Source organism: Rhodobacter viridis, from assembly GCF_003217355.1.
Taxonomy (GTDB): Bacteria; Pseudomonadota; Alphaproteobacteria; order Rhodobacterales; family Rhodobacteraceae; genus Rhodobacter; species Rhodobacter viridis.
Map to the genome: position 1 here is coordinate 207,928 of NZ_QJTK01000003.1, position 19,662 is coordinate 227,589.

General features: G+C 67.7%; 20 protein-coding genes. 10 read left to right on the forward strand and 10 right to left on the reverse strand.

The genetic code is table 11. The features are described from left to right. The first annotated feature begins 47 nt into the window (after positions 1–47). The 5 genes from C8J30_RS06485 to C8J30_RS06505 all read left to right on the forward strand — a co-directional run bounded on the left by C8J30_RS06485 (position 48) and on the right by C8J30_RS06505 (position 5,457). Complete coding sequence (locus C8J30_RS06485) at positions 48–497, forward strand: cytidine deaminase (protein ID WP_394341916.1); 450 nt, start codon at positions 48–50, stop codon at positions 495–497. Further along, entirely contained in the window at positions 497–1,816 is a 1,320-nt protein-coding gene (locus C8J30_RS06490) for a thymidine phosphorylase (RefSeq protein ID WP_110804897.1), read from the forward strand. Before C8J30_RS06485 ends, C8J30_RS06490 begins: the two co-directional genes overlap by 1 nt. Continuing rightward, a complete protein-coding gene (locus tag C8J30_RS06495; protein ID WP_110804898.1) occupies positions 1,816–3,027 on the forward strand; it encodes a phosphopentomutase in 1,212 nt (403 codons plus the stop codon). Before C8J30_RS06490 ends, C8J30_RS06495 begins: the two co-directional genes overlap by 1 nt. A gap of 12 nt (positions 3,028–3,039) precedes the next feature. Further along, positions 3,040–3,672: a uracil phosphoribosyltransferase gene (gene upp, locus C8J30_RS06500; protein WP_110804899.1), complete on the forward strand. Its 633-nt coding sequence runs from the start codon at positions 3,040–3,042 to the stop codon at positions 3,670–3,672. 141 nt (positions 3,673–3,813) lie between these two features. Further along, complete coding sequence (locus tag C8J30_RS06505; RefSeq protein ID WP_220033704.1) at positions 3,814–5,457, forward strand: SPOR domain-containing protein; 1,644 nt, start codon at positions 3,814–3,816, stop codon at positions 5,455–5,457. 64 nt (positions 5,458–5,521) lie between these two features. Here C8J30_RS06505 and C8J30_RS06510 read toward each other — a convergent pair whose 3' ends face one another. Continuing rightward, complete coding sequence (locus C8J30_RS06510) at positions 5,522–6,547, reverse strand: hypothetical protein (protein WP_110804901.1); 1,026 nt, start codon at positions 6,545–6,547, stop codon at positions 5,522–5,524. A gap of 209 nt (positions 6,548–6,756) precedes the next feature. On the opposite strand from C8J30_RS06510, the gene C8J30_RS06515 reads away from it, so the two are divergent. The 3 genes from C8J30_RS06515 to C8J30_RS06525 all read left to right on the forward strand — a co-directional run bounded on the left by C8J30_RS06515 (position 6,757) and on the right by C8J30_RS06525 (position 9,169). Then, positions 6,757–7,656 carry a DMT family transporter gene (locus tag C8J30_RS06515; protein WP_110804902.1) on the forward strand — a complete coding sequence of 300 codons (900 nt, stop codon included), beginning with the start codon at positions 6,757–6,759 and terminating at the stop codon, positions 7,654–7,656. Between the two features lie 9 nt (positions 7,657–7,665). Next, positions 7,666–8,313, forward strand: a complete 648-nt coding sequence (locus tag C8J30_RS06520) for a sulfotransferase family 2 domain-containing protein (RefSeq protein WP_110804903.1) — start codon at positions 7,666–7,668, stop codon at positions 8,311–8,313. 190 nt (positions 8,314–8,503) lie between these two features. Further along, a complete protein-coding gene (locus tag C8J30_RS06525; RefSeq protein ID WP_110804904.1) occupies positions 8,504–9,169 on the forward strand; it encodes a Hint domain-containing protein in 666 nt (221 codons plus the stop codon). Between the two features lie 57 nt (positions 9,170–9,226). Here C8J30_RS06525 and C8J30_RS06530 read toward each other — a convergent pair whose 3' ends face one another. The 7 genes from C8J30_RS06530 to C8J30_RS06560 all read right to left on the reverse strand — a co-directional run bounded on the left by C8J30_RS06530 (position 9,227) and on the right by C8J30_RS06560 (position 15,369). After that, positions 9,227–10,015 (reverse strand): amino acid ABC transporter permease, encoded by a 789-nt coding sequence (locus tag C8J30_RS06530; RefSeq protein WP_110804905.1) that lies wholly within the window; start codon positions 10,013–10,015, stop codon positions 9,227–9,229. Next, complete coding sequence (locus tag C8J30_RS06535; protein ID WP_110804906.1) at positions 10,012–10,788, reverse strand: transporter substrate-binding domain-containing protein; 777 nt, start codon at positions 10,786–10,788, stop codon at positions 10,012–10,014. The genes C8J30_RS06530 and C8J30_RS06535 overlap by 4 nt, the downstream gene beginning before the upstream one ends. 60 nt (positions 10,789–10,848) lie before the next feature. Next, positions 10,849–11,877 carry a HesA/MoeB/ThiF family protein gene (locus C8J30_RS06540; RefSeq protein WP_110804907.1) on the reverse strand — a complete coding sequence of 343 codons (1,029 nt, stop codon included), beginning with the start codon at positions 11,875–11,877 and terminating at the stop codon, positions 10,849–10,851. 3 nt (positions 11,878–11,880) lie between these two features. Beyond that, positions 11,881–12,348 (reverse strand): dUTP diphosphatase, encoded by a 468-nt coding sequence (dut, locus tag C8J30_RS06545; RefSeq protein ID WP_110804908.1) that lies wholly within the window; start codon positions 12,346–12,348, stop codon positions 11,881–11,883. 88 nt (positions 12,349–12,436) lie between these two features. Further along, positions 12,437–13,633 (reverse strand): bifunctional phosphopantothenoylcysteine decarboxylase/phosphopantothenate--cysteine ligase CoaBC, encoded by a 1,197-nt coding sequence (gene coaBC / locus C8J30_RS06550; RefSeq protein WP_110804909.1) that lies wholly within the window; start codon positions 13,631–13,633, stop codon positions 12,437–12,439. Between the two features lie 51 nt (positions 13,634–13,684). After that, positions 13,685–14,494 carry a ChaN family lipoprotein gene (locus tag C8J30_RS06555; RefSeq protein WP_110804910.1) on the reverse strand — a complete coding sequence of 270 codons (810 nt, stop codon included), beginning with the start codon at positions 14,492–14,494 and terminating at the stop codon, positions 13,685–13,687. Further along, positions 14,491–15,369: an RNA polymerase factor sigma-32 gene (locus C8J30_RS06560; protein WP_110804911.1), complete on the reverse strand. Its 879-nt coding sequence runs from the start codon at positions 15,367–15,369 to the stop codon at positions 14,491–14,493. Before C8J30_RS06560 ends, C8J30_RS06555 begins: the two co-directional genes overlap by 4 nt. A 177-nt stretch (positions 15,370–15,546) precedes the next feature. On the opposite strand from C8J30_RS06560, the gene C8J30_RS06565 reads away from it, so the two are divergent. Continuing rightward, positions 15,547–16,257 (forward strand): glutathione S-transferase, encoded by a 711-nt coding sequence (locus tag C8J30_RS06565; RefSeq protein WP_110804912.1) that lies wholly within the window; start codon positions 15,547–15,549, stop codon positions 16,255–16,257. Positions 16,258–16,301: 44 nt separating this feature from the next. Beyond that, entirely contained in the window at positions 16,302–17,816 is a 1,515-nt protein-coding gene (locus C8J30_RS06570; protein WP_110804913.1) for a YifB family Mg chelatase-like AAA ATPase, read from the forward strand. Here the strand turns inward: C8J30_RS06570 and C8J30_RS06575 are convergent. Then, complete coding sequence (locus C8J30_RS06575) at positions 17,782–18,705, reverse strand: alpha/beta hydrolase fold domain-containing protein (RefSeq protein ID WP_110804914.1); 924 nt, start codon at positions 18,703–18,705, stop codon at positions 17,782–17,784. The two genes, C8J30_RS06570 and C8J30_RS06575, sit on opposite strands and share 35 nt — an antisense overlap. After that, positions 18,705–19,649, reverse strand: a complete 945-nt coding sequence (gshB, locus tag C8J30_RS06580) for a glutathione synthase (RefSeq protein WP_110805030.1) — start codon at positions 19,647–19,649, stop codon at positions 18,705–18,707. The genes C8J30_RS06575 and gshB overlap by 1 nt, the downstream gene beginning before the upstream one ends. Positions 19,650–19,662: the final 13 nt, after the last annotated feature.

Genomic DNA, 19,662 nt, shown 5'->3' on the forward strand with positions numbered 1-19,662 from the left:
CAGATCGTCGGGAAGCGTTGATAGCGCAAGCAGGCACCCCCCTTGCGCTGCCGCCCCGCCCGGCGCAGGATCACTCGAACCGAACCCTTTGCCGGAGGCGGACGATGTCCCTGCTCGATGCCGCGCGCGATGTGCGCGAGAATGCCTATGCCCCTTATTCGAAATTCAAGGTGGGGGCGGCGGTGCGGGGGGCCTCTGGCACGATCTATCGCGGGGTGAACGTGGAAAACGTCGCCTACCCCGAGGGCACCTGTGCCGAGGCGGGCGCGATTGCCGCGATGGTGGCGGCGGGCGAGACGGAACTGGTCGAGGTTGCGGTGATCGCCGACAGCCCGGCCCCGGTGCCGCCCTGCGGTGGCTGCCGGCAGAAACTGGCCGAGTTCGGGCGCGGTTCTGTGCCGGTGACGCTGGCGACGACCGCGGGGGCGCGGCTCGACACCACCATCGGCGATCTGCTGCCGGGCCGGTTCGACGCCAGTCACATGGACAACGTCTGATGGACGCCCGCTCGATCATCATGGCCGTGCGCGACGGCGCGGGCCTTGCCCCCGAGGCCGCCGCCTGGTTCGCCAAGGGGCTGGCCGATGGCACCGTCTCCGATGCGCAGGGGGGGGCCTTCGCGATGGCCGTCCTGTGCCGCGGCATCGGTCCCGCGGGCCGGGTGGCGCTGACGCAGGCGATGCGGGACTCGGGACAGGTGGTGCGCTGGGATCTACCCGGCCCGGTGGTCGACAAGCATTCGACGGGCGGCATCGGCGATTCCGTTTCGCTGCTGCTCGCCCCGGCGCTGGCGGCCTGCGGCGTCTATGTGCCGATGATCTCGGGGCGGGGGCTGGGCCACACCGGCGGCACGCTCGACAAGATGGAATCGATCCCCGGTTACAAGGCGCTGCCCGGCATCGAGGCGCTGCGCAAGATCGTGGGCGAGGTCGGCTGCGCCATCGTCGGCGCGACCGACGAAATCGCCCCGGCCGACAAGCGGCTTTACGGTATCCGCGATATCTCGGGCACGGTCGAAAGCATCGATCTGATCACCGCCTCGATCCTGTCGAAGAAACTTGCGGTCGGGCTTGGGGCCTTGGTGCTCGACGTTAAGGTCGGCTCGGGCGCCTTCATGGCCACGGTCGAGGACGCGCAGGCGCTGGCGGAAAGTCTGGTGAAGACGGCGAATGACGCGGGCTGCCGGACCTCGGCCTTGATGACCGACATGAACCAGAGCCTCGGGCAATCGGCGGGCAATGCGCTGGAAGTGCTTGAGGTGATGGAGACGCTGACCGGCACCTCGGTCAACGAGGCGCTGTGGGATGTGACCTCGGCTTTGGGGGGCGAGGTGCTGATGCTGGCGGGCAAGGCGGCGAGCCTTGATGATGGCGCCGCGCTGATCGACACGGCGATCGAGACCGGCCGCGCCGCCGAGAAATTCGGGCAGATGGTGGCGGCGCTGGGCGGGCCGCTCGATTTCGTCGAGCGCTACCCCGACCGGCTGCCGGCCGCGCCGGTGATCGTGCCGGTGCCCGCGCCGCGCGCAGGCTTCGTGGCGCGGGTCAACGGCCGCGCGCTGGGCGAGGCGGTGGTGCGTCTGGGCGGCGGGCGTCTGGTTGGCAGCGACCGCATCAACCCCTCGGTCGGGCTGACCGGGCAGGCGGTGATCGGCGAGGAAATGGTGCGCGGCGAGGCTTTGGCGCTGGTCCACGCCCCCGATCAGGCCCGGGCCGAGCGGGCGGTTGCGGCGGTTCTGGCCGCCTACGAACTCTCCGAGGAGCCGCCCGAGGAGCCGCCGCTGATCCATTGCCGGATCGGGCCGGAGGACGTCTGATGGCCCGTGCCTTTCTGATCGTGATGGATTCCGTCGGTATCGGGGGCGCCCCGGATGCCGCCGACTTCTTCAACGAGGGCCGCCCGGACACCGGGGCGAACACGCTTGCCCATATCGCCGCGGCCTGTGCCGAGGGTCGGGCGGAGGAGGGGCGCTCCGGTCCGCTCAAGCTGCCGCATCTGGATGCGTTGGGCCTTTCGGCGGCTGTTGACCTTGCCTCCGGCACCGCCCCCGCCGGGCTTGGCGTCGCACCGCAGGGCCTTTGGGGCGCCGCGACCGAGGTCTCGCGCGGCAAGGATACCCCATCGGGTCACTGGGAGCTGGCGGGGGTGCCGGTGCCGTGGGACTGGCATTACTTCCTTGACACGAAAGACAGTTTTCCGCCCGATCTGGTCGAGTTCGTCGCGAAAGCCGCCGGAACCGAGGGCATTCTGGGCAATTGCCACGCCCCGGGCACCGCGATCATCGAGCGGCTTGGCGCGGAGCATCTGCGCAGCGGTTGGCCGATCTGCTACACCTCGGCCGACTCCGTGTTCCAGATCGCAGCGCATGAGGAGAGCTTCGGGCTCGACCGGCTCTTGCAGCTGTGCCGCGACGTGGCCCCCCGCCTGCATGCGATGAAGGTCGGTCGCGTCATCGCGCGGCCCTTCACCGGCACGCCCGGCGCCTTCACCCGAACCCCGAACCGGCGCGATTTCGCCATCGAACCGCCTGCGCCGACCGTGCTCGACTGGGTCGAGGGCGCGGGCCGCGTGACCCATGCCATCGGCAAGATCGGCGACATCTTTTCCCATCGCGGCATCACCCATCTGCACAAGGGCAAGAACGATGCCGATCTGATGGAGCATCTGATCCGCCTTGGGTCCGAAGCCGAGGAGGGCAGTCTGACCTTTGCCAATTTCGTCGAATTCGACAGCCTCTGGGGGCATCGGCGCGACGTGTCGGGCTATGCCCGCGCACTGGAATGGTTCGACGCCTGTCTGGGCCGCTTCCTGCCCAGCCTTCGCCCGGGTGATCTGGCGCTTTTCACCGCCGATCACGGCAACGACCCGACCTGGTCGGGTACCGATCACACCCGCGAGCGCGTGCCGGTGCTGGGTCACGGGCTTGGGTTGCGCCCGGTGGGGCAGGTCGCCTATGCCGACATCGGCGCGTCGATCGCGACGCATCTGGGCGTGGCCCCGCACGGCCCCGGCCGCAGTTTTCTTTGAAAGGACAAGACCATGGATCAACAGGTCACCGTCGTCGATCACCCGCTGGTGCAGCACAAACTGACCTTGATGCGGGAAAAGGATACCTCCACCGCCTCCTTCCGCCAGCTTCTGCGCGAAATCAGCCTGCTGCTCGCCTATGAGGTCACGCGCGGGCTCGATCTGACCACGAAGCGCATCGAGACGCCGCTGTGCGAAATGGATGCGCCGATCCTTGAGGGCAAGAAACTCGCGCTGATCTCGATCCTGCGGGCGGGGAACGGGCTTCTCGATGGCATCCTCGAGCTGATCCCGGCGGCGCGGGTGGGCTTTGTCGGGCTTTACCGCGATCCCGAGACGCTGCAGCCGGTGCAATATTACTGCAAGGTGCCTGCGGAGCTTGAAGACCGGATGGTGATCGTCGTCGATCCGATGCTGGCGACGGGCAACAGTTCGGTCGCGGCGGTGCAGCTGATGAAGGACAAGGGGGCGAAGAACATCCGCTTCCTGTGCCTGCTCGCCGCCCCCGAAGGCATCGCGCGGATGCGCGCCGCGCACCCCGATGTGCCGATCGTCACCGCCGCGATCGACAGCCATCTGAACGATCACGGCTATATCGTTCCGGGGCTAGGGGATGCGGGCGATCGGATGTTCGGCACCAAATAGGCGGATTTTCCTTTACTCTGCAACAATTGTGCTGCAATTTTTCCGCAAAGATCATCGGGGGATGACATGCGGCGGTACGGTTGGTTGTTGGCTGCGACGGCAGTCGCGGCCGCAATGGGTGGCACGGCCGCCCTTGCGGAGATGAATCTCAATGGTCCGGCAGAAGTGCCGCCCCTGTCGTTCAAGGGGCGGCAATATGTCGACAGCGCGGGCTGCGTGTTCGTTCGCGCGGGCTATGGCGGCAATGTGAACTGGGTGCCGCGCGTCGATCGCACGAAGAACCAGCTTTGCGGCTACACGCCGACCCTCAAGGGCAATGAGCCCGTGATCGATATTGCCAAGGTCGCGCCCGCTCCGGCGACGACGCCGGTGGCCGCTGCGGCCACGCCGACAGGCACAGCCGCACCGACGGCAGTTGCAACGTCGGCGCCGGTCAAGCCCTCGAAATCGCCCTTCGAGCCCACGCCTTTCGTCGGCAAGCCGATGGAAACCATCGCGACCACCGAGGCCCCGCCCCGGATCGGTCTCGGCGTTGCCGCGGCACCACGTCCCGTCGCCGCGCCTGCCCGCGTGCCGTCGCCCGCGCCGGTTCAGGTTGCTGCGGCGCCGGTCGTGGTTGCCGTCGCGCCCCCGGCCCCTGCGCCGGTGATCGCGCCGACGCCCGCGGCGATGCCGACGCGCTCGGGCTATGTCTCGCCCTATGCGCTGAACGGGGGCATGGTCGCGTCAACGCCTGCCCCTGCGCCGGTTGCGCCGCCCGTTCGTGGCAGCGTGCGCTATCACAACACCCTTCCCGTTCCGGTCCAGATCGTCGGCACCGAGACGGTGGCTGCGACCGCGACCTCCTGCCCGGCGGGCACCAGCGCGGCGCAGCGCTACCTGCTTTCGGATGGGCGCTCCGTCGTGCGCTGCGGTGGCGCGGCCGCCAACCCGGAGGCCTTCATCAATGCCGCCGCCGTGCCGGGACTGGTCGTCGGCTCCGCGCCGATGGTGGGCGGCACGGGCTATGGTCCCTCGGCCTATGACGCAAGCGCCTATCCGGTCACCACAACCGCGCCGATGGTCGGTGGCACCGGCTACGGTGTCAGCTATTCGACGCAGGCCATGACGACGGTCTCGGGCGGGATGACGCCGCAGCAGGCCTATGCCACTGCCAGCCCCTACAGGCTGAACGGCGGTACGGTTGCGGTGCCGCAGACCGCCGGGCGGGTGTCGTCGAACAGCTATACCCCGCCGCCGGTCTATGTGCGCTCGCCCTCCGGGCAGTCGACGTTGACCCCGATCGAAGTGGCGACCGATGCCGGCCCGACAGGCTATGCCCCGGCCTTTGATGACGGGCGGCTCAATCCGTTCCGCGGTCCGCGTACGGCGATGGGCGATGCCCAGCAGGGCGTGCTCTGGACGAACGAGGTGCCCGCACGCCCGGTGACCGCAAAGACCCCGGCGCGCAAGCGGATCGTTCCGGCCGAGCCGGTCTATGTCGCGGCCCCCGCCTATGCCGTGCCCTATGCGCCGGTGGCAAGCCGGGTGTCCTCGAAATCCGTGGTGACCCCGGTGGCCCCGGCGCCGCAGGCGGCCGGGCCGCGCTATGTGCAGGTGGGAACCTTCGCGATGCCCGGCAATGCCGAGGCCGCCAAGGCGCGTCTGGCCGCGGCGGGCCTGCCGGTCTCGTCCGCGCAGACCGGACGTGGTCTGGTGGTGGTTCTTGCCGGTCCCTTCGCCGATGCGCGTCAGGCGCTGGCGACGGTGCGGGGTGCGGGCTTTGCGGATGTGATCCTGCGCTGAGCCGATCGTTCAAAGGATATCGCGGGCGGTCCCCTCACGGGCCGCCCGTTTCCGTTGCAGGCGTTCAGGAGCAGATGTCTTTCAGCGCCAGCCATTGATCGTCGGCCAGAACCGGTTCCGGCGCCGGCGAGCCGCGGAACGGATCGGCCTCGATCAGGCCCAGCGCCGCTTCGCCCGTCGGATCGATCGCATAGGCATAGGGCGTCGAGGACACGCCCGCGGCCTTGAAGGCGGCCAGCAGCGCATCGGTCTCGGCCTCGCTGTGCGTGATCGCCGTGGGCGTCGCCAGAACCGCGGCGCCAAACCCCTGCATCCGCTCGGCGGGCAGATCCCCCGTGGTCAAAAGCGTCAGCGCCGCGCCGCTGCCCGCCCAGGCCAGCGCCGCATGCAGCGGGTCTTCGGCCGCTTGCGCCTGCTGCGCCGCAAGGATCGCCCCCGCTGCCACCTCGGGCGTGTCGGGGCCGGTCAGCGTATCGGTGCCAAGCGCGACGACGCCACCGGGCAAGATCCGCGCCCCCTTCAGCCCGCGCGGCACGACCGCGATTTCGCTGATGTCCTGCAACCGGTTCGCCAACGCCTCAAGCGCGGCATCGCCCTCGGTCGAGTGACAGGCGACTCCGGTGCTGCGCTCCATGTCCATCAGCACCATGCGGCCGATATCGGTGCGCTTGGCGATCGGCACCACCCGCACCGCCTGATCGATCATCGCGCCGGGCAGCCAGAACACCGCGCCGATGCTCAAGGTCACCAGCCCGAGCCCCCAGCCGATCCGCCGCAGCCGCCCCGGATGCGGGCGCCGGGATTCAAGCACCGCCTGAACCTTCTCGATCGCCTCGACCATCAGCTCATCGCCGATCTCGAGTTCCTCGCCCGGCTCCTCGGAGGGGGTGTAAAGCGCGGGCTTGCCACCCGGATTGCGCCGGATCAGCGCCGCCAGCGACCAATGCGCCAGCGCCCGGTCGGAAAGGTTGTCGCGGATCACCAGAGTCGCATCGCCAAGCGACAACAGAACAAGCCGCCGCTGCGCCTGCGGCGTTTCCCGCCACAGTCCCTGCGCGGTCAGCATTTCATATTGCGGCAGCGCGGTCATTTTCGGCTTCGACTAAGGCTTGAGGCTTTTGCTCTCTTCACCTCAAAGAATAGCGATTGGGGCAGCGGGGTCAATTGCGTGATTCGTCACCCCGCAGACAGAGCGCAAGAGGTCGTTTTCACGCCGAATGGCGTCTCATGTGTCGGGATTGGACGCGCCAAACCGCAAAGCGACCGTCACACCTTGGTGAGGGACAGGGAGCAGCCGCAATGACGGACAAGAACCACACCGCGCTCGCCGCGGCGGCGATATCGGGCTATGCGCTGATCATCGGCTTTACCGACAATTACGTGCGCGTCATCGCCTCGGAAATCGGGTTGTGGCAATTTCACCTGACGCGCTCGCTGATGGTGGCGGTGCTGCTGCTGGTCGCCGTGCCGCTGTTCCGTCTTGATCTGCGGCCGCGCAACTTCCGTGCCGTCGCGGCACGCTCGGCCGTGCATGGCGTGGCGATGCTGTGCTATTTCGGCAGTCTCGGCTTTCTGCCGGTGCCGCAGGTGGCGGCGGGCCTGTTCACCGCGCCGATCTTCGTTTTGCTGATCACCCGCTTCGTCTATGGCGAGAGCATCGGCCTTGTCCGCATTGCCGCCGTGGCGATGGGCTTTGGCGGTATCCTTCTGGTGCTTGGCCCCGAGGCGGCGCGCATCGGCCCCGCCGCGGTGATCCCGGTTCTGGGCGGGGCGCTTTATGCGCTGGGCAATATCGCCACGCAGCGCTGGTGCCCGGGCGAGGGGGCGGTGACGCTGACGGCGGGCTTCTTCACCATGCTCGGCATCCTTGGCGCCTGTGGGCTGGGGCTTTTGACCCTTTTCCCGATGGCGGGCGAGGGGCCTTTGGCCTTCATCCTGCGCGGCCCCGCGATGCCCTCGAACACGGTGCTGTTCTGGGTCTTCGCGCAGGCGCTGGGGTCGCTGGTCGCCGTGGGGCTGATGGTGAAGGGCTATCAGCTGGCCGATGCCACCCGCGCCTCGGTCTTTGAATATACCGTGCTGCCCGCCGCCGCGCTCTGGGGCTTTCTGCTCTGGGCCGAGGTTCCGGGCCTGCGCGAATGGGCGGGCATGGGGCTGATCTGGCTCGCGGGTCTCGCGATCGTCGCGCGGGGGCGCTAGACTGCCCGCATGATCATCTCTCCGGGCCGTCGCTTCATCTTCGTCCATATCCCGAAAACCGGGGGCACGGCGCTCGCGCTGGCGCTGGAGGCGCGGGCGATGGCCGATGACATCCTGATCGGCGACACGCCGAAGGCGCAGCGGCGCAAGGCGCGGCTCAAGGGGGTGACGACGGCGGGGCGGCTGTGGAAGCATACGACGCTGGCCGAGGGGATCGGGCTTTACACCGAAGCGCAGGCGCGGGACTGGTTCACCTTCACGCTGGTGCGCAACCCCTGGGACCGGATGGTGAGCTATTACCACTGGCTGCGGGCGCAACGCTTTGCCCATCCGGCGGTGGCTCTGGCGCAAGGCCATGATTTCGCGGGCTTCGTCGCGCATCCGCAAACCGTCGCCTCGGTCGGAGGCGCTCCCTATGGCAGTTACCTGCGCCTGCCCGATGGCACCGAGGCCGCCCGCGCCTTCCTGCGGCTCGAGCATCTCGAAGAAGACGGCGCGGCGCTCGAGGCGCATCTGGGCTTCCGGCTGTTTCCGCTTGCCCGGGCCAATGCCTCGGACCGGCGGGCGGATTGGCGCAGCTATTACGACGACGCGAGCGCCGAACAGGTCGCGCGGATCGCGGCCGCCGATATCGACCGCTTTCACTATTCCTTCTGAGCCGTTTACCTTCACCCCCGGAATTGTCGATCGGGCGCGCAAAGGTTCTGGCCGCCGGCGCTCATTGCCGTCGCCTGCGGAAACAGTGCCTTGATTGCGCCCCAAACATGCCCCGGAAACTTCCTTTGAATCACCCGAAATGACCTCAGGAAACGCGGGTCCCACCCGGTAGAATACGAGGGGAAGACGGATGTTCGGACTGACCACTGCCAAACGTGCCGATGCCTGGGATCATGCCCGGGACTTCGACGAGCTCTTCGTGTCGCAGCGGTTCGAGACGAACTCCGGTCTTGGGCAATCGCAGGGCATCGTCGCCGGAACCCGCATCGCCACCGAGATGGGTTGGCGCCCGGTCGAGGCGATCGCGCCCGGCGACATGGTGATGACCTTCGATCATGGTCAGCGCCCGGTGGTCTCGGTGCATCGCAGCCATCTGTTCGCCGGTCGCAATGCCTGCCCGCGTCCTCTGATGCCACTTGCCGTGCCGGTGGGGGCGCTGGGCAATGCCAGCCCGATGCTGCTTTTGCCCGAACAGAATGTGCTGGTGGAAAGCGATCTCGCCGAGACGGTCTTCGGTGACCCCTTCGCGCTGATCCCGGCGGCCGCGCTCGAAGGCTATCGCGGCATCGACCGCATCACGCCGCATCAGCGCATCGAGATCGTCACCCTGCAATTCGCCGAGGAAGAGGTGATCTATGCCAATGGCACCGGCATGATCCATTGCGGCTCGGTCGCGGGTCTCTCCTTCGGCGCGATGAGGGTGGATGCGATCGGCTACAGCGCGTTGCCGATGGACATGGCCCGCGCCATCGTCGCGCAGTTGATCGAGACAGACGATCAGGGCTCCTCTCTCTGACACCCGGACACCTGCCTGATCGTCGAAAGGCCGCCGGTCCGTCCCCCGGCGGCCTTTTCAATCGCGTTCAGGCGCCCCACGTTTGCGCAGATGCGCCTCGAGCTTGCGCAAAGCCAGCGACAGCGTGACCGTCATCGCCAGATAGATCAGCGCGACGACGTTGTAGGTCTCGAAATAGCGGAAATTGCCCGCGGCCGTGACCTTGCCGAGCTGGGTGATATCGGCCACGCCCAGCACCGACACAAGCGAGCTGTCCTTCACCATCGCGACGAAATCATTGCCCAAGGGCGGCAGCACGGTGCGGAAGGCCTGCGGGAAGATGATCAGCCGGAACCGCAGCCAGCCGTTCAGACCGAGCGCTTTCGCCGCCTCGATCTGGCCGCGCTCGACCGAGAGCAGCCCAGCCCGAAAGACCTCGGCCAGAAAGGCGGCATAGGCGAGGATCAGCGCCAGCACCGCCCTTGCGAGCAGCGGGAAATCCCGCACCGAGGCCTCGGGCAGACCAAGCGCATTCCAGCCCGCCACCACCGCGGGCACCAGCGCGAAGGCAACGTAGAGCAGCATCACGATGATCGGCACGCCGCGGATCACCTCGGTGTAAAACCGCGCAAGCTGGCGCCAGATCAGATGGCGCGAGAGCGAGGCGACAGCCAGCACCAGCCCCAGAACCAGCGCGCCCGCAAAGGCGAAAAGCGTCACGAAGACAGTGATGCCGATGCCTTTCGACAGCGTGGCAAAGATCTTCGCATGCATCGGATCGGCGGCGACCGCCACGCCAAGCCCGAGGGCGGCCGCGCCAAGCGCCACCAGCCACCACGGGAAATCACGGTCGGCGTTGGGGCTCATTCCCCCATCTTGTAGTCAAGGAACCATTTCTTGTTCAGCTTGTCGAACGTGCCATCGGCCTTCATCTCGGCGATGGCCGCATTCACCGGCGCCACAAGATCCGAGCCCTTCGGGAAGATGAAGCCGAAATCCTCGGCGCCGAGTTTCTCGCCGATGATCTTCAAGGCGCCGTTCGAGGCCTTGGCATAGCCCTCGCCCGCGGTGGAATCGGTCAGTACCAGATCGACATCGCCCGCCCGCAGCGCCTCGACGCCCGCGCCGAAGGTCTCGAACATCTTGATGCGCGGGTTCGCCTCGTTGCCGTCCAGCAGGTCGTAGACGCCGACATAAAAGGGCGTCGTGCCCGGTTGCGCCGCCATCAGCAGGTCGGGATTGGCGGCAAAGCTCTTGCCGTCGGTGAAACGGCTCTCGTCGCCGCGCACCAGCATGATCATTTCCGAGCGCATGTAGGGGTCGGAGAAATCGACCGCGGTCTTGCGGTCGTCGCGGATGGTGATGCCGGTCATGCCGATATCATATTGCCCGGCGGACACGCCCGGGATCATCGCGTCCCAGCTCGAATGGTCGTAGCTGACGGTCATGTGCAGCCGCTGCGCCATCTCGGCCATCGCGTCATATTCCCAGCCCACCGGCGCGCCCGAGCCGTCGACGAATTGCAGCGGCGGATAGGCGTCCTCGGTCACCACGGTGACGGCGCGGCCCGCCAGATCGGGCAGCTCGGCCAAGGCGGGGGAAGCGGCAAGCAGGGCTGCGGCAAGCAGGGGCAGTTTCATCGGAAGGCTCCGGTTCAGGGGTCGGCTCACGCTATTCCCGAGGGCGGGGGCTGTCCAGCCTCAGCCGCCGCAGACCGGGCATGAGGGATCGCGCTTGACCTCGATGGTGCGATTTTCGCCGTAAAGCGCATCGATCAGCTGCAGCTTGCCGCGCAGGCTGGTGCCCGCCCGGGTGATCTCCTTGATCGCCTCGGCCGCCATCATCGTGCCAAGGATCCCGGGCAGGGCCGCCATCACGCCACCCTCGGCGCAGGTGGGGGCAAGGCCGGGGGCGGGCGCTTTCGGGAACAGGCAGGCCAGACAGGGGCCGCCGGTTGCCGGGTGGTAAAGGCCGATCTGCCCCTCCCACTGCGAGATCGCGGCGGAAATCAGCGGCTTGCCCGCGGCGACACAGGCGCGGTTGACCAGTTGCCGGGTCTCGAAATCGTCGCAGCCATCCAGCACCAGATCGTAGTCCGCGATCAGATCCGCGGCGATATCCTCGGTCAGGCGACGGTGATAGGGCTTGATCGCGATGAACGGATTGAGCGCCCTCAGCGCCGTCTCGGCGGCAAAGACCTTGGGCGTGCCGATATCGGCGTCGCGGTACAGCACCTGCCGCTGCAGGTTCGAGTTGCTCACCTCGTCATGGTCGATCACGCCGAGCGTGCCGACGCCCGCGGCGCTCAGATAGAGCAGCGCCGGCGCGCCGAGCCCGCCCGCCCCCACGACCAGCACCCGCGCGGATTTGAGCCGCCGCTGCCCGGTGCCGCCGATCTCGCGCAAAAGCAGGTGGCGGGAGTAGCGGTTCAGTTCGGTCTTGGAAAACGGCCCCTCGGCAGGCGCTTCGGGCGTCACCGCGCGGGCGCGCAGCCGGGCCAGCGCCCAGCGATAGGCCTGCACGATCCCAGCCACGACCCCAAGGCCGATCCAGGCGGGCAGGCTGCCGCCGATCAGCGCGGGCAGCGGATGGGTCGGGTCGGGAAAGAGCAGATGCACCAGAACGAAGGCGCCCCAAAGGATCGCCAGCGTCCCCCACAAAAGCCCCGCGGGGGCGCGCAGTTTCCAGCCAAGGGCGGCGATGACGGCCAGCAGGATCAGTCCGGTCACGGCTCAGCCCTTGCCGGTCGAGCCAAAACCGCCCGCGCCGCGGTCGGTCTCGCCCAGATCTGCGACGATCTCGTAGCGCGCCTGCACGACCGGGGCGATGATCGCCTGCGCCACCCGGTCACCGTGCCGGATCGTATAGGCCTCGGCGCCGAAGTTGATCATCAAGACGCCCAAGGGGCCGCGATAATCGCTGTCGATCGTGCCGGGCGTGTTCGGCAGGCCCAGTCCATGCTTGAAAGCCAGCCCCGAGCGCGGGCGGATCTGCATCTCAAAGCCTTCGGGGATCTCGACGCGCAACCCGGTCGGCACGATCACCCGGCCCATCGGCGCCAGCACCAGCCCGGTGTCGCGGATTTCGGGCGGCAGGTTGGCGCGAATGTCCGCCCCGGCCGCGCCTTGGGTTTCATAGCTCGGCAGCGGCACCGCCGGGTCAGCCCAGTCCTCGCGCAGCACCTTGATGATCGGCGTCATGCCTGCCCCTTCCGTTGTCTTTTGCGTATTTGGACCAAGAAGAAACTGCATGGGTTTCTTCTTGGCACAAATACGCCCTTTCGCCCTGTCAGCCCGCGGTCAGCGCGGCTGCGATGCGTGCCGCCAGCCTGCGGGCCACCTCGTCCTTGCCCATCCGCGCCCATGTCTCGGCCCCGGTATCGTCAAGGATCGTCACCGCGTTTTCGCTGCCGCCCATGATGCCGGTGCCCGGGCTCACATCATTCGCCACGATCCAGTCGCAGCCCTTGCGAGCGCGTTTCGCCGTCGCATGGGCTTCGACATTCTCGGTCTCGGCCGCAAAGCCGACCACCAGTTTCGGCCGCCCCGTCGTCAGCTTCGAGACGGTGGCCAGAATGTCCGGGTTTTCGGCAAAGGCGAGCGCGGGCGCCTGACCCGTGCCGTCCTTCTTCATCTTCTGCAGGCTCGCATTCGCCACCCGCCAATCGGCGACGGCGGCGGCAAAGATCGCCGCCTCGGCGGGCAGGGCGCTTTGCACCGCCAACAGCATCTCGCGCGCGGTTTCGACCTTCACCACCTTCACCCCCGACGGCGGCGGCACCGTGGCCGGGCCGGTGACGAAGGTGACATTGGCCCCCAGATCGCGCAGCGCGGCGGCCAGCGCCGTGCCCTGCGCCCCCGAGGAGCGGTTCGCGATGTAGCGCACCGGGTCGATCGGCTCATGCGTCGGACCCGAGGTCACCAGCACATGCCGCCCCTTGAGGGGGCCATCCGCCAGTGCGGCCTCGATCGCGGCCAGAATCTCGGTGGGCTCGGCCATCCGGCCAAAGCCATATTCGCCGCAGGCCATGTCGCCTTCGTTCGGGCCGACGGTCAGAACGCCATCCGCCTGCACCTGCTTCAGATTGCGCTGCGTCGCCGGGTGCTGCCACATCCGCACGTTCATCGAGGGCGCGATCAGCACCCGCTTGTCGGTGGCCAGAAGCAGCGTCGAGGCCAGATCGCCCGCCAGACCCGCCGCCATCTTCGCCATCAGATCGGCGGTCGCGGGCGCAACCACCACCAGATCGGCGGCGCGGCTCAGCTGGATATGGCCGATCTCGGACTCATGTGTCAGATCGAAAAGCGCCGTATGCGCGGCCTCGCCAGCGAGCGAGGAGACCGAGAGCGGCGTCACGAACTCTGCCCCGGCTTTCGTCAGCACCGGGGTCACGGCATAGCCCGCGCCGCGCAAAAGCCGGATCAACTCGGGACACTTCACCGCCGCGATGCCGCCGCCGATGATCAGCAGAATCCGTTTTGCCATGCGCCCCTCCGGTTTTGCCAAGGTGTAGGGCGGCAGCGCGCATGGCGCAAGTTACTGGAACGCCTTGCAGGGGTCTTCGCGCGGCGCGGGGTCGGTGACGATCCACAGATCGAAAGGTTGCGTTCCTTCCGCCGGGTGTTCGAGTTGACCGAGCGACAGCAGGCGCAGCCCCGGGTCCGCATGGGCGATCAGCGCAGGCACGGCGCGGTCGCTGCGGGCGTGACCCGAGCCGGTGATCAGCGCGACCGGCCCGCCGGTCTCGGCCAGCGCCGTGAGCGTCGCTTGCGCAAAGGCCGCATCGCGCAGCCGTTGCGCGGCGACCATCCCGGGCAGAAGCTCGGGCGGCAGGGCGTTGCAGTGATCCGCCTGCGTCTCGGCCTCGAGCCGCACTTGCAGATCGGCGGGGTAGGGTTTGTCGAGGCCGAACCGCGCCGCCTCGGGGAAGACCTGCGACAAGGGCTCCTTCATCGCGCGCCGCACCTGGTCGCGGGGCAAAGCCGCGCCATAGATCCGCGCCGTGGGAGCGGCGGCAAAGATCGGCGCATACATGGAAAAATCGGGCCAGCCCGCGGCGTCCCAGCCCAGCACCTTGGCCAGTTCGTCAGGCTCGCCGATCAGCGCGGGCGTCACCTTTGCCGCCTGCGCCGGGTCGAGCATCTCGAAAACCAGCGCCTTCGGTGTCAGCGCCGCCACCGCCGCGGCCTGCGCGCGGTGGTGCGCGGCGTTGTCATGCACCTCGCCCAGCACGGCCACCTGCGGGGCCGCGGCCACAATCCGGGCGGGAAGGTCGGCGGCCGTGATTTCCTCGGCCGCGACCGGAGCCGCAAAGACAAGCGCAACAAGACCCGGAGCAAACCTCATGCGAAGAAGCCGATGACCTCTTCACTGCGGCTTTCCAGCGATTTGCGCATCTTGGTGAAGGCCTGCGCCTCCAGCTGCCGGATCCGCTCTTTCGACAGGCCAAGTTCCTCGCCCAGGCTTTCCAGCGTCCGCGGCTCGTCGATCAGACGGCGCTGCGCGACGATATAGCGTTCCCGCGCCGAGAGCTGGCCCATCGCCTGCCCCAGCCAGTCGCGCATCTTCGCACCGTCATGCGATTCCGATACCCGCGCTTCGGGGCTGCCGCCCTCGTCCTCGAGCGTGTCGACCCATTCGCGGCCGTCCTCGTCATTCGACTGCGGCGCGTTCAGCGACAGGTCCGAGCCCGAAAGCCGCCCCTCCATCATCTCGACATCGGCCATCGAGACGCCGATCGAGATCGCCACCTTTTCGCGCAGCTGCGCGGCATCGAGAACCACACCCTCGGCCTCGGCCTCGCGCTGGATCTGCGCCTGCACCCGCTTGAGGTTGAAGAACAGCGCCTTTTGCGACGAGGTCGATCCGGTGCGCACCATCGACCAGTTGCGCATCACGAATTCCTGGATCGAGGCCTTGATCCACCAGACCGCATAGGTTGAAAACCGCACGCCGCGATCGGGGTCGAACTTGTCGGCGGCTTTCATCAGCCCGAGCGAGGCCTCCTGAATGAGGTCGTTCATCGGCGCGCCATAGCGGCGGAACTTCGAGGCCATCGAAATGGCAAGCCGCATGTAGGCGCTGACGAGCCGGTGCAGGGCCGCCTCGTCACGCTTGTCCCGCCAGGCGCGGGCCAAGGCTGCTTCGGTCTCGGCGTCCAGATATTCCGCGCGCATCGCTTGCCGAGGAAGCGTGTCGTCGGTCATTCCATCGAGTGCCATGTCAGTCTCCCCGGGTCTCCCAACCCGCTGTTAGGCGTGCTCACTGCACCTACACTGACAGAAACGATCTGGAATGTCTCCAAGTTGCACTGTGCATCACAAAAAAATCACTGTGCAGGATTCACCATTGCGAAAAGGCGCCTAGATCTTAGCATTCGCGCCAAAAGGGAGGCTGACATGGGATATGAACTGGCGATCGGGGATCGGTCGTATTCAAGCTGGTCGCTGCGGGGCTGGCTCGTGTTCGCCAAGGCGGGCGTGCCGGTGAAGACCGTTTCGGGGCGGCTTTACAGCGATGATTTCAAACGGCTTTTGGCGGAGTTTGCGCCCGCGCGGCTGGCCCCTGCGCTGCGTCTGCCCTCGGGGTTGGTGATCGGAGAGACGCTCGCGATTGCCGAAACGATCGCCGAGCGTCACCCCGAAGCCGGGCTGTGGCCCGCCGATCCTGACGCCCGCGCGATGGCGCGCTGGCTGGCCTCGGAAATGCACGCGGGGTTCACTGCCTTGCGCAGCCATTGCCCGATGAACCTGCGGGTGAGCTATCTTGACTGCGCGCCCACCGAGGCGGTTCTGGCCGATCTGGCCCGGATCGAGTCGCTCTGGTCGATGGCGCAGACGGCCCATGGTGCAGAGGGGCCGTGGCTCTTCGGGAAGTGGTCGCTGGCCGATGCGTTCTTCGCCCCGGTGGCGGCGCGGATCGCGGGTTACAACCTGCCGGTTGGTGCCGAAGCGGCGGCCTATGTGGCGACCTGGCTCGCCGATCCGGAGTTCCGCGCCTGGCGGGCCGAGGGCCTGTCCGAAGGCCCCGATCAGCCCTTTTACAAGCGCGATTGGCCGACCCGGCCCTGGCCCGGCGACGCGCGAGGCTCAGTCGTTAACCCTTCATAAACCAAACTGCGGCAAGCATGGGCGCAGCCTGAGCGGGTGTTTCAATGGTTGCGCGGACCTACACGGTGGCTTTCGAGGGCGTCGAGGCGCGCACGGTCGAGGTGCAGTGCGCCCTTGCCGCCGGGATGCCCAGTTTTGCCATCGTCGGCCTGCCCGACAAGGCGGTGTCCGAGGCGCGCGACCGGGTGCGGGCGGCGCTCGCGGCGCTGTCGATCGCGCTGCCGATGCGGCGGATCACCGTGAACCTGTCGCCCGCCGATCTGCCCAAGGAAGGTTCGCATTTCGACCTGCCGATCGCCATCGCGCTTCTGGCGGCGATCGAGGTGGTGCCGCGCGAGGAGGTCGAGGGGCTCGTTTCGATCGGGGAACTGGCGCTCGATGGCCGGATCGTGCCGGTCGTCGGCGCGCTGCCCGCGGCGATGGCGGCGGCGGCCGAGGATCGCGCGCTCATGTGTCCCAAACCCTGCGGCGCGGAGGCCGCCTGGGTCGCCGCGACGCAAGTCTTTGCCCCCGCAACCCTGACCGAGGCGCTGCGGCATCTGACCGGGCAGCAGCCGCTCGACCCGGCGCGGCCGGGCGAGGTGGAAACGCCGCCCACCGTCCGCGATCTGCGCGACGTGAAGGGGCAGGAGCGGGCGAAACGCGCGCTCGAGATCGCGGCGGCGGGGCGGCATCATCTGTTCATGGCGGGGCCCCCCGGCTCGGGCAAGTCGATGCTGGCGGCGCGGCTGCCCGGCATCCTGCCGCCGCTCTCGGCGCTGGAAGCTCTTGAAACCTCGATGGTGCATTCGCTCTCGGGGCTCTTGTCCGAAGGGGGGATTTCCCGCAATCGCCCGTTTCGCGAGCCGCATCACACCGCCTCGATGGCGGCGATGATCGGCGGCGGGCGCGGCGCACGGCCGGGCGAAGTGAGCCTTGCCCATAACGGCGTGCTCTTCATGGACGAGTTCCCGGAATTTCCCCGCCCGGTGCTGGAGACCCTGCGCCAACCGATCGAGACCGGCGAGGTGGTGGTCGCCCGCGCCAATGCCCATCTGCGCTACCCCTGCCGGTTTTTGCTGGTCGCGGCGGCCAACCCCTGTCGCTGCGGCTATCTGGGCGATCCCGCCCGCGCCTGCGCCCGGGTGCCGCAATGTGGCGAGGAGTATCTGGGTCGAATTTCCGGCCCGCTGATGGATCGCTTCGATCTGCGCATCGAAGTGCCTGCCGTCGATTGGCGTGATCTGGACCTGCCCGCCGCGGGGGACAGTTCGGCCACGGTCGCAGCCCGGGTCGCGGCGGCACGCGCCATTCAGACCCGTCGTTTTGCCGATCATCCGCAGATCCGGGTCAATGCCGAGGCCGAAGGCGTGGTGCTCGACGAAATTGCCGCGCCCGATGCCGAGGGGCGGGAGCTTCTGGGCAAGGTCGCCGCGCGGTTCGGGCTGACCGCGCGCGGCTATCACCGGGTGCTGCGCACGGCGCGGACGATTGCCGACCTAGAGGGCGCGGATCAGGTCCGCGCGCCCCATCTGGCCGAAGCTGTCAGCTATCGTCTGACCTTTGCGGCGGCGCGGTAAGCACGCGGGTCACGAAACGGGCGGCATCGCGCAGCGCGTCCCGCGCTTCGGGGATCAGCCCGTCCATCATCTGCCAGGCATGCGGCACGCCGGGCCAAAGCTGCACCGTGACCTCGGTGCCCGCCTTGCGCAGCTTCTCCTCCATCCGCAGCGCGTCATCGGTCAGGATCTCGGTCTCCGAGGTCTGCAGCAACACCGGCGGGCAATCTGGGAAGGCGGCAAAGATCGGCGAAGCCTCGGGGTCGTCGGCCGGATGGCCCTGCAGGTAGAATTGCGCGGCATCGGGCAGGCGATGTCCTGCCAGCATCGGGTCGGACTGCGCGTTTTGGTGCACCGAGGGCGAAGAGCCCGTAAGGTCGAACCAGGGCGAAAAGGCAAAGGCCCCTGCGGGCGGGGTGCCTTGGACGCAGAGTTTCGACAGCAGCGCAAAGGCCAGTGCCGCCCCCGCGCTGTCGCCCGACAAGATCAGGTTTTCAGGCCGGTATCCCTGTGCCAGCAGCGCCTCCCAGGCCGCTTCCGCGTCGCGCAGGGCGGCCGGGAACGGGTGTTCCGGGGCAAGGCTGTAGCTCGGCGCAATCACCGTGACCTGCGCCAGTTTCGCCAACCGCGAGAGCATCGGCAGATGCTCTCGCGGGCTGCCCGCGATAAAGACGCCGCCGTGGAAATGCACCACCGCCGCCCCCTCGCGCGGGATGCCCGCCCGGATCGAGAGCGCAGGCCGACCCGCCAGATCGAGCGGCATCGCCACGCTGCCCGGCGCGGGGCGCAAAGCGATCCGGGTGAACCGCTCCATCGCCTCGCGCAGTTCGGCCGGATCGGTCATCTTCGCCAGCTTCGGCTTGGTGAAAAGCCGCAGAGCAAGGGTCAGAAGACGCGCGCGCAGGCTCATCACAGACCCCGCTTCGCCTCGATCACCTGCCAGATCCTTTCGGCGACATTGGTGCCGTCGAACCGCTCCAACTCCTGAATGCCGGTGGGCGAGGTGACGTTGATTTCGGTCAGCCAATCGCCGATCACGTCGATGCCGACAAAGATCTGCCCCTTTTCGCGCAGGGTCGGGCCGATGGCGGCGCAGATTTCGCGTTCGCGGTCCGTCAGTTGCGTCGGTTCGGGGCGGCCGCCCACATGCATGTTCGAACGCGTCTCGCCCGCCGCAGGCACGCGGTTGATCGCGCCGACCGGCTCGCCGTCCACCAGGATGATGCGCTTGTCGCCCTTGACCACGGCCGGAACGTATTTCTGCACGATCATCGGCTCGCGGTTGATCGAGGTGAAGAGCTCGTGCAGCGAGGCCAGATTGCGGTCGTTCGGGTCGAGCCGGAACACCCCGGCGCCGCCATTGCCGTAAAGCGGCTTCAGGATCACGTCGCCATGTTCGGCCTTGAAGTCGCGAATCACCGCCAGATCGCGGGCGATCAGCGTCGGCGGGGTCAGGTCGGGGAAGTCGAGAACCAGCAGCTTTTCGGGGTAGTTGCGCACCCAGAACGGATCGTTGACGACAAGCGTCTTCGGATGGATCCGGTCCAGCAGATGCGTCGTCGTGATATAACCCATGTCGAAGGGCGGGTCCTGCCGCAGCCAGACCACATCCATCTCGGCCAGATCGAATTCGGCCTCGGTGCCGAGCGTGAAATGGGCGCCCTTCTCGCGCCGCACGGTCAGCGGCCAGCCGCGCGCCAGCACACGCCCCTGCCGATACATCAGCCGGTCCGGCGTGTAATAGAACAACGCGTGCCCGCGCGCCTGCGCCTCGAGCGCGATGCGGAACGTGCTGTCCCCGTCGATGTTGATGGCCGCGATCGGGTCCATCTGGAATGCAACTTTCAAGGCCATGACGCCCCCTTTC